Here is an 8,993-nt window from a genome sequence, read left to right as displayed (position 1 = left end):
GGAGGGGTTGCGGGCTGAGGGGTGTGTGGTGCGGTCGGTGTTTCATACGGCGGGTGTTCCGGGTCGTTTTGTGCCGGTGGCGGAGACGACGGTGGAGGATATGGAGGAGGTGTTTGCGGGGAAGGTGCGGGCGGCTGTTGCGTTGGACGAGTTGTTCGCGGGTCAGGACCTGGATGCCTTCGTTCTGTACTCCTCCATCGCCGGTGTCTCCGGCGGCCATATCCAGGGGCCGTACGCGGCGGCGAACGCGTTCCTGGATGCGCTGGCCGAACGGCGGCGGGCCCGTGGCGACAAGGCGACGTCCATCGCCTGGGGCCTGTGGGCGGGTGACGGGTTCGGCAGTCGGCCACACGTCGATGACGCGTTGCGCCTGATGGGGGCGCGTGCGATGGAGCCCGAGCAGGCGCTGACGAGCCTGGGGCAGATCCTGGACCGGGACGAGACCACCATGTCCATCGTCTCGATGGACTGGGAGCGGTGGATCTCCATGATGACCGCGAACCGGGCCTCTCATTTCTACGACGAGATCCTCGACAAGTCCGGGCTGCGCGAGCGGAAGGAGCGTAGCGAGGAGGCAGCCGTCACGAAGTCCGAGTTCGCCGGTCGCCTTTCGGGCCTGGCCCCGGCCGACCAGCAGCGCCTCGTCCTCGACCTGGTACGTGCTGAGGCGGCCGGTGTCGTCGGCTACGCGTCCGGGGACGCCGTGGACCGTGATCTCCAGTTCCAGGAGCTCGGGTTCAACTCCATCAGCGCGGTCGAGTTCCGCAACAAGCTCGCCGAGGCCACAGGCTTGAAGCTGCCGATCTCGCTGGTCTACGACTACCCGAGTCCGGCCGCTGTGGCCCGGTATCTGCGCACCGAACTGATCGGCGACGACACCGAGACGGCCGTCAGCGCGGCAATCGCCGCTGCCCCGGGTATCGGGGACGACCAGATCGCGATCGTCGGCATGAGCTGCCGTCTGCCCGGCGGGGTGCAATCGCCGGAAGACCTGTGGCGCCTCGTCGTCGAGGGCCGGGACGTCATCTCCGGTCTGCCGGACGACCGCGGCTGGGAGGCCGTGGCGAAGCTGCGGGAGATGGGCATCAACATGCCCGGGGGAAGCTGGGTCAACGAGGGCGGCTTCATCGACGATGTGGCCGATTTCGACCCGGAGTTCTTCGGGATCTCCGACAAGGAAGCGCTGGCCATGGATCCGCAGCACCGGGTGCTGCTGGAGATGACATGGGAAGCCGTCGAACGCGCCGGTATCGACCCCCACACGCTGCGGGGCAGCAACACCGGCGTTTTCGTCGGAACCTTCTTCCAGCCGTACTGGACGGGCCCGAACCGTGTCTCCAGCGACGTCGAGGCATACATCAGCACAGGCGTCATGCCCGCCTTCGCGTCCGCGCGTGTCGGCTTCCAGTTCGGGTTCGAGGGTCCGAGCATCACTTCCGATTCCGGCTGCTCCTCCTCCGGGGTGGCGCTGCACCTGGCCTGCCAGGCGCTGAGCCGCGGTGAGTGCTCCGCCGCGGTGGTCGGCGGAGTGACCGTCATGTCCACCCCCATGGGCGGGGTTGACTTCGGGGGCATGGCGGCCGACGGACGGTGCAAGTCGTTCTCCCAGGACGCGGACGGCACGGGCTGGGGCGAAGGCGCCGCCGTCCTGATGCTGGAACCGCTGTCGGAGGCGCGCCGCCAGGGCCACCGGGTGCTGGCGACGATCCGGGGTACCGCCATGAACCACAACGGCCGGGAGAGCAACGGGCCCTACGCGCCCAGCGGTCCCTCGCAGCAGAAGGTCATCCGGCGGGCCCTGGCGTCCGCCGGTCTCACCCCCGACCAGGTCGACTTCGTGGAGGCGCACGGCACCGGGACCCCGATCGGCGACTCCATCGAGGCCCAGGCACTGCTTGCCACGTACGGGCAGGGTCGCCCCGAGGGGCAGCCGCTGTGGCTCGGCACGGTCAAGTCCAACATCGGCCACCCGCAGGCCGCGTCCGGCGTGGTGGGGGTCGTCAAGACGGTGATGTCCCTGCAGCACGGCGTGCTGCCGAAGTCCCTGCACGGCGACGTTCCGTCGACCCAGGTCGACTGGGCCTCGGGCGCGGTCTCCCTGGTCCCGGAGAACATGCGGTGGCCGGAGACCGGGCGACCGCGACGGGCCGGGGTGACGTCGCTGGGGGCCAGCGGCACGAAGATGCACGTCATTCTGGAGCACTACGAGCCCGAGGCGGAACCGGTCGAGGAGGAGGGCCCCGGCGATGACGAGGCGCTGCCCGTGCTGGTCTCCTCCCGGACCGAGGAGGGCCTCCGGGACCAGGCGCGCAGGCTGCGGGAGTTCCTGACGGCGGACTCGGAGGCCAGGGCGCGTGACGTGGCCTGGTCGCTGGCGACGACGCGCTCGACTTTCCGCCACCGCGCGGCGGTGCTGGCGACCGGCCGGGACGAGCTCGTCTCCGCGCTCGCCGCCCTGGAGCGTGGCGAGGCACCGGCGGGGACGCTGCGGGGCGAGGCCGTGGGCGAGACCAGGACCGCCCTTGTCCTGTCGGGCGAGCCGCTCGCCGGACCGGCGCATCAGGGCGCGGGCGCCGCGCGTGAGCTGTACGACCGGTTCCCCGCCTTCGCGGACGCCCTGGACGAGGCGTGCTCGTACCTCGACGCGCACCTGGACGCTCCGGCGCAGGTATCGGCCCTGGCGCCGGTGCTGCCGGAGGCGGCCGTGGACCGGGCCGCCGCCGTCTTCGCGGTGGAGGTGGGCTTCGCACAGCTCCTGCGGAGCCTGGGGCTGCGGCCGGACATGGTGGTCGGCCACGGGCTCGGCGAGATCAGCGCGGCTTGTCTCACCGGGGCGCTGACGATGGACGAGGCCGCCGGTCTGCTCGTCGCCGCGGTCCGGCTGCGGGAGCCCGATCAGAATGCCTACGCGACCGAGGGGCTGTTCCTGCGCGCGGCCAAGAGGTGCGCTCCCGCGGTGCCGTCGACGCCGCTGGTGTCCGCGTCGACGGGCGATCCGCTCCCGGTGGACGATCTGCTGACGAGCGAGCACTGGTCACGCCCGGGCGACGAGCACCCGACGGCCTCCCCGGTGCTGGGCGAGCGCACCCAGGTCCTGTCGCCTGCCGGGCTGGACGCCGAGGGGGCGGGGGTCGTCGCGGACCTGCTCGCCGTCCTCACACGGGCCCACGTCAACGGCGCGCGCGTCCCCTGGGGCGAGGTGTTCCGCGCCATGGGTGTCCAGGGCCGCACGCTGGACCTGCCGACGTACGGCTTCCAGCGAAAGTCCTTCTGGCTCAAGGCCAACCCGGTCGCCACGGTCGGTGAGGCGCTCGAAGGCAAGAACGTCCACACCTGGCGGGCGCTCGAAGGACAGACCCTCCTCGACGAGAAGGCGCGCAGGGAGGTGGTGGAAGAGTACTTCCGGCGCCTCAACGCGGGCGATCTCGAAGCGACGGTGGAGATGTTCGCACCGGACATCCGCATGGAGGACCCCGTCGGGCAAACGCCGTACGTCGGCATCGAGGAGGTGAGGAAGTACGTGGATTCCATGATCAAGTCCAATGTGGAGGTCACCGCGGGCCGCCTCGTCGCCAGCCAGGACGGGGTGCATGTGAGCGGGCCGCTGGTCGCCCAGCTCAATGTGCCGGGCGCGGACGGGAAATCCCGGATGAAGATCGACGCGGTCGACGTCCTCCGGGTCAACGGCGAGGGAAAGATCGAGGAGATCCGTGTCTTCTGGGGCATGACGGACGTCAACCAGTGATGGCCCGCGAGCCGCACGACACCCGCTGAGGCGTTTAAGGTCCGCCCGTGGTCAGCTCATCGAGCTGACCACGGGCTTCGTCGTTCCGCGGACAGCAGCGCGGCCTTTGCGTGATCGTGTCTTCTCGCTGGAGTCGACGTTGATCACAACAAAGGCCGTGAGGGTGAGCCTGCTGGACGATGCCGCCCACGTCGAGTCCCTTCTTCCGGCCGCCACCGGGCCTGCGTACCCGGCCCAAAGGCTCCTCGCCGGCCTCCAACTCGTCCACGCCCTTGCGGACCGTCGTCTCGCTGACCTGGGCCGCCCGCGCGACCGCCCGGATACCGCCGCGCCCCAGGATGCGGGCCTCCGCCGCCATCACCAGCCGCCGCTGCCGCTCGTCCAGATGCGGAACAACACCCCGAACTTCACAGCGAGTTGACCACGAACCTGGTCGGACACGCTCAGACCACAACAACGAGTCGCATCACGGGAAGCAACACGTTGATTCTCTGCGAGCCCTAACGAGCTCGTGCGTGGCTGGCGGTGGCCGTCGAAGGCCGCGGAGCGGTCGTGGTGTTCACCTTCGTGTACCGCTCGGCGTCGTGGCGGGTTGCTGGTGGGAGAGCAGTCCGGCGGCGGCCTGGACGATGTCGCTCATGTGCTCGCGGCGGCCCTGATGGATGCGTCGTGAGGAGTGGGCCTTGCGCTGGCGCTCGTGCATCTCCTCGTACCAGTCGGGTAGGCAGCCGAGGGCGCAGGCGCGGTCTTCCGTTGTGGCGATGAGGGATTCGCCGTCTCGATATCGCCAGAAGCCGCGCCTGCGCAGCCGGGCAGAGTAGGGGTCGGGGGCAATGCCGATAGGGGCTGCCAGCCACCTTTCGGGGTGGGTAACATCCTGTCGCGATGCGAGATGCAACGTAATGTTCCATTGAATCAATTGGGTGGCCGACGTGCGCGTCGGTCTCAGGCTGCGGGGACCTGTGGATTTTCAACTGACCGCAGAACAGCAGGCGTTCGTGAAATCGGTCCGGAGTTTCGCCGCCGAGAAATTGAACGTCGACAATGTCGAGCGCGACCAGGACGCGGTGTTTCTCCGTGAACTGTGGACGGAGTGCGCGCGATTCGGGGTGCAGGGTCTGCCCATTCCCGAGGAGTACGGCGGCCAGGGCGCCGATGTGCTGACCACCGTCCTCGCCATGGAGGCGCTCGGCGAGGGGTGCCGCGACGGGGGCCTGCTGTTCTCGCTCAACGCCCATCTCTGGTCCGCGGCGCTGCCGCTCGTCGAGTTCGGCACCACCGAGCAGAAGGAGCGCTACCTGCCGGGCATGTGCGACGGCTCGCTCATCGCCGTCCACGCGATCACCGAGCCCGGGTCCGGTTCGGACGCCATGGCGCTCGCCACGACCGCGCGCCTCGACGGTGACGCCTATGTCCTCGACGGCGGCAAGCAGTTCATCACGAACGCCCCGGTGGCCGACGTCTTCATCGTGTTCGCCACGGTCGACCCCGGCCTGGGCTGGGCGGGGATCACCGCCTTCTTCGTGCCACGCGACACCCCGGGGCTCACCGTGGGGAGCAGCGACGCCAAGATGGGCCTGCGTACGTCCCCGACCGGTGAGCTCTCCTTCCAGGACTGCCGGATTCCCAAGCACAGTGTGCTCGGCGTTCCCGGCGCCGGAATGATGATCTTCGAGTACGCGATGCGGCTTGAGCGTGCCTGCATCATGGCCAGCTCGGTCGGCACCATGCAGCGCCAGCTCGACGAGTCGGTCGCCCACGCGAACAGCCGCCAGCAGTTCGGCCAGCCCATCGGCGACTTCCAGGCGGTGTCCCACATGCTGGCGGACATGCAGGTGAGGCTGACCGCCAGCCGCCTCCTCGCCTACCGCGGCGGCTGGCTGGCCGACCAGGGCGCTCTTGAGCCGCTGGAGGCCAGCGCCATCAAGCTGTATCTCAGCGAGGCGTACCTGCAGTCGAGCCTCGACACCGTTCAGGTCCACGGCGGCTACGGGATCATGGCCGAGGCCGGAATCGAGCGGTACGTCCGGGACGCCGTCGTCGGCCGCATCTACTCCGGCACGAACCAGATGCAGCGCAACATCATCGCCCAGCATCTGCGCGCGACGACCTAGCCGCCGCCCCCGTGCACGGCCGAGCCCACCCCGCACACACCTGTCCCTGTTGGAGGGCGACATGAGCCTGCATGAGCTGCTGCTGACCGCGGCCGGGCGCGCTCCGGGCAACATCGCGATATCGGACCCGTGGGGCGAGGTCACCTACGGCGAACTCGACCGGCGGGCGAACACGCTCGCTCACCAACTGGTGGCCGCCGGAGTCCGCGCCGGTGACCGGGTCGTCGTCTGGGGTGAGAAGTCCGCCGCGGTCGTCGCCGCCATGCAGGCCGTGCTGAGGATTGGCGCGGCCTACGTCCCGGCGGACGCCACCACGCCGCCCGCGCGGGTCGGCGTCGTGGTCCGGGACTGCGCCGCGCGGGCCGTCGTCACGAGCCCGGACAGGTCCGACCTGCTCCGCCCGGCGACCGGGCCGGACGTCGCGCACCTCGACCTCGATGTGGTCCCGGACGAGGCGGCGCCCCCGGTCAACGCGCCGGTCTCGCCGACTGATCTCGCCTACATCCTCTACACCTCGGGATCCACCGGCACGCCCAAGGGGGTGTGCATCAGTCATCAGAACGCCCGGTCCTTCGTCGACTGGGCCGTCGCGGCGGTCACGCCGAAGCCGGAGGACAGGTTCTCCGCCCACGCGTCGTTCACCTTCGACCTGTCCGTCTTCGATCTCTACGCCGCGTTCGCCGCGGGCGCCTCGGTGCACATCGTCCCGTCCGAGCTGGCGTTCGCGCCCCAGCAACTCGTCGAGTTCCTGTACGAGCACGAGATCAGCGTGTGGTACTCGGTGCCGTCCGCGCTGACGCTGATGCTCGGCGACGGCGGGCTGCTGGACCGCCCGGCACCGGCCTGCCTCCGGGCCGTGCTGTTCGCCGGTGAGCCGTTCCCCATCGCGCAGGTCCGGACCCTCGCCGACTGGACGAGCGCCACCCTGATGAACCTCTACGGCCCGACCGAGACGAACGTGTGCACGTTCCACCAGGTCGGGGCCGAGAATCTCGCACAGGACCGGCCGCTGCCGATCGGGATCGCGGCGTCCGGCGACACGGTGTGGGCGGAGCGGCCCGACGGCAGTCCGGCCGACGTCGGCGAGGAGGGCGAACTCATGGTCGAGGGGCCGACGGTGATGCTGGGGTACTGGGGCCGGGCGCCGCAGACCGGCGCCTATCGGACCGGCGACCTGGTCCGCGTCCTGCCGGGCGGAGGGTTCGACTACCTGGGCAGGAGGGACCACATGGTGAAGGTCCGCGGATACCGGGTCGAACTCGGTGAGGTGGAGAGCGCGCTCGGCGCCCACCCGGACGTCTCCGAGGCCGCCGTCGTGGTCGTCGGCAGCGGGATGGACGCCCGGCTCTCGGCCTTCGTGCTGCCGTTCCGCGGCCGCGAACCCGGCGTCCTCGCGATCCGTGGCCACTGCGCCGGTCAACTGCCGCGCTACATGCTTCCGGACGAGATCCGGGTGGTGACGGAACTTCCCCGCACGGGGAACGGAAAGATCGACCGGATCCGGCTGCACGCCATCAGCTCAGGTGAAATCGCCGGGTGACGTCGCCGATCCGCCTGGCGAAGCCGGCCGCGACAAGACCGAGAGAGAGGACCGAGAATGCCCGACGAGAAACTCAACGAGCAGATCAAGACCTTCATCCGCGTCAGCTTCCTGGACGGCGACCCGAAGGGCGAGCTCCAGAACAGCACCCCACTGCTGGAGTGGGGCGTACTGAATTCGCTGAACACCGTGCGCCTCGTGGCGTTCATCCGTGACGAGCTCGGAGTCAAGATCCCCGCGCTCGACATCAACGGCGTGAACTTCAAGGACGTACGCAGCATCACCGAACTGGTCGCCGCACGCCGCGGCTAGCGGAGGCCGCCGTCAGGGGCGACGGCTCTGAGGGCGTTCGCGGATGGTGGAGATGACCGTCGGCGCGTTGTTGAGGTAGAAGTGGCCGCCGGGGGAAGACCTGGAGGTCGAACTCCCCTTCCGTGTGCTCTGCCCAGGCCCGGACGTCGGCCAGCGGCGCCCGCGGGTCCCGGTCCCGGGTGAGGGCGAAGACCGGGCGGTTCAGCATGTCGCCCGTCCTGTACTGGTAGGTCTCGGCGGCCTTGTAGTCGCTCCGGAGCGCGGGGAGCACCAGCGCCAGCATCTCGGGGTCGTCGACGATCGTGCTCTCCGTGCCGCTCAGCGTCTTCATCTCGGTCTTCATCTCGGCTGTCAGGCCGCTGTCCGGCAGGGAATGATGTGGTCGTTCCGTACCCAGCATCGCGTCGAGCCGCTCGGCGGCCGGAGCACTCAGGCAGACCTCGGCCAGATGCGGCTGCACTGCCTGCTGCCCCAGCTCTCCCTCGCCCAGCTCGGCGAGCAGGAAGGCAACATCCGTCCTGAGCCGCCGCCACGGCACTGTCGCCTACCGCTACTCCCTGGCCGAGGCCATCCACGAAGGCAGACTCGCCGACTACCGCATCGCAGCGCCCGAGATCCACCACCCGCAGTTGCGTGCCTTCCTCACCAGCCGCACCAAGCGGGGCCGCACCCCGCAGGCCGATGCCGCGCGGGTTGCCGCCGCCCAACTGGTCCTGCTCAAAGCCCGCGAGGACCACCACATTCAGCGGGTGGTCTCCTTCAGCCGCAGCATCGCGCAGTACGAAGCCCTCGCCGAAACCCTCCCGCAGACCGGACTCGACGGGTACGTGCTCAATATGTTTTCTGGGTGCGTTTGAGTGTTGTTCCCGTGCATGGAATTGTCGTGCTGCGGTGAGGTTGAGTGCCTGTTTGTGGTCTGGGTTACCGCGGTCGTCGGCGGGAGGAAGTGCCCGTGCTCACCGGCTCATTCGCGGGCCGCGGCTAGGCCTTCTTCGAAGGCGGGGTCTTGGTGCGACCACATCATCCCCGGTGCGTCCAGCTCCGCGATTCGCTCGGGTGGACCGGCGACGGTGTCACTGGGTCGGATGGTTCCGGATCGGCGGTCGGTGTGGTCACGGTTGGCGTTCGGGCGGTGGGCGGTGTTCGCGGCTCAGGCCATGAGTGCTGAACCCGTCTCCTGATCCGTTACGAGGATATCCACCAGGCCGCCCTCGACGGCTGCCCGGATTGATCTGTGTTTCCGGTTGCCGCCGGCCACTCCCACCTTCCGGCGAGCGGCGGC

Annotated in this window: 8 protein-coding genes and 1 pseudogene; 5 read left to right on the top strand and 4 right to left on the bottom strand. The window is 69.4% G+C overall.

What is annotated here, in order from left to right; genetic code table 11:
* Positions 1-7 precede the first annotated feature (7 nt).
* The gene (locus tag ACFVST_RS28815) at positions 8-3,745 is read left to right on the top strand and encodes a beta-ketoacyl synthase N-terminal-like domain-containing protein (protein WP_390156536.1); all 3,738 of its coding nucleotides are present in this window, start codon (positions 8-10) and stop codon (positions 3,743-3,745) included.
* Positions 3,746-3,932: 187 nt separating this feature from the next.
* Here ACFVST_RS28815 and ACFVST_RS28810 read toward each other — a convergent pair.
* Together ACFVST_RS28810 and ACFVST_RS28805 are read right to left on the bottom strand one after the other, a co-directional pair.
* Positions 3,933-4,192, bottom strand: a pseudogene (locus ACFVST_RS28810) (ISAzo13 family transposase); the annotation flags it as partial.
* Positions 4,193-4,304: 112 nt separating this feature from the next.
* Positions 4,305-4,448: a hypothetical protein gene (locus tag ACFVST_RS28805; RefSeq protein WP_390156534.1), complete on the bottom strand. Its 144-nt coding sequence runs from the start codon at positions 4,446-4,448 to the stop codon at positions 4,305-4,307.
* Between the two features lie 259 nt (positions 4,449-4,707).
* Between ACFVST_RS28805 and ACFVST_RS28800 the strand changes: the two genes are divergently transcribed.
* The 3 genes from ACFVST_RS28800 to ACFVST_RS28790 all read left to right on the top strand — a co-directional run bounded on the left by ACFVST_RS28800 (position 4,708) and on the right by ACFVST_RS28790 (position 7,711).
* Entirely contained in the window at positions 4,708-5,859 is a 1,152-nt protein-coding gene (locus tag ACFVST_RS28800; RefSeq protein ID WP_390156533.1) for an acyl-CoA dehydrogenase family protein, read from the top strand.
* A gap of 61 nt (positions 5,860-5,920) precedes the next feature.
* Positions 5,921-7,399 (top strand): amino acid adenylation domain-containing protein, encoded by a 1,479-nt coding sequence (locus ACFVST_RS28795; RefSeq protein WP_390156532.1) that lies wholly within the window; start codon positions 5,921-5,923, stop codon positions 7,397-7,399.
* A gap of 57 nt (positions 7,400-7,456) precedes the next feature.
* Positions 7,457-7,711, top strand: a complete 255-nt coding sequence (locus tag ACFVST_RS28790; protein WP_390156531.1) for an acyl carrier protein — start codon at positions 7,457-7,459, stop codon at positions 7,709-7,711.
* Here the strand turns inward: ACFVST_RS28790 and ACFVST_RS28785 are convergent.
* Positions 7,680-8,249, bottom strand: coding sequence for a thioesterase II family protein (locus ACFVST_RS28785; RefSeq protein ID WP_390156530.1), 570 nt, complete (start codon positions 8,247-8,249; stop codon positions 7,680-7,682). The genes ACFVST_RS28790 and ACFVST_RS28785 overlap by 32 nt on opposite strands.
* Positions 8,250-8,340: 91 nt before the next feature.
* Between ACFVST_RS28785 and ACFVST_RS28780 the strand changes: the two genes are divergently transcribed.
* Positions 8,341-8,568 carry a hypothetical protein gene (locus tag ACFVST_RS28780; protein WP_390156529.1) on the top strand — a complete coding sequence of 76 codons (228 nt, stop codon included), beginning with the start codon at positions 8,341-8,343 and terminating at the stop codon, positions 8,566-8,568.
* A 293-nt stretch (positions 8,569-8,861) separates the two neighbouring features.
* Here the strand turns inward: ACFVST_RS28780 and ACFVST_RS28775 are convergent, their stop codons facing one another.
* Positions 8,862-8,975: a sugar-binding domain-containing protein gene (locus ACFVST_RS28775; RefSeq protein WP_390156535.1), complete on the bottom strand. Its 114-nt coding sequence runs from the start codon at positions 8,973-8,975 to the stop codon at positions 8,862-8,864.
* Positions 8,976-8,993 lie beyond the last annotated feature (18 nt).

The sequence above is a fragment of the Streptomyces sp. NPDC058045 genome, from assembly GCF_042885635.1.
In the GTDB taxonomy this organism is placed as follows: domain Bacteria; phylum Actinomycetota; class Actinomycetes; order Streptomycetales; family Streptomycetaceae; genus Streptomyces.
The sequence above is the reverse complement of the archived record's forward strand: the minus strand, read 5'-3'. Positions and strand labels throughout refer to the sequence as shown.

Bases quoted from the DNA above. Each gene is read 5' to 3' on its own strand.
- ACFVST_RS28790 (WP_390156531.1), top strand. From the start codon at position 7,457: ATGCCCGACGAGAAACTCAACGAGCAGATCAAGACCTTCATCCGCGTC.
- ACFVST_RS28805 (WP_390156534.1), bottom strand. From the start codon at position 4,448: ATGCACGAGCGCCAGCGCAAGGCCCACTCCTCACGACGCATCCATCAG.
- ACFVST_RS28795 (WP_390156532.1), top strand. From the start codon at position 5,921: ATGAGCCTGCATGAGCTGCTGCTGACCGCGGCCGGGCGCGCTCCGGGC.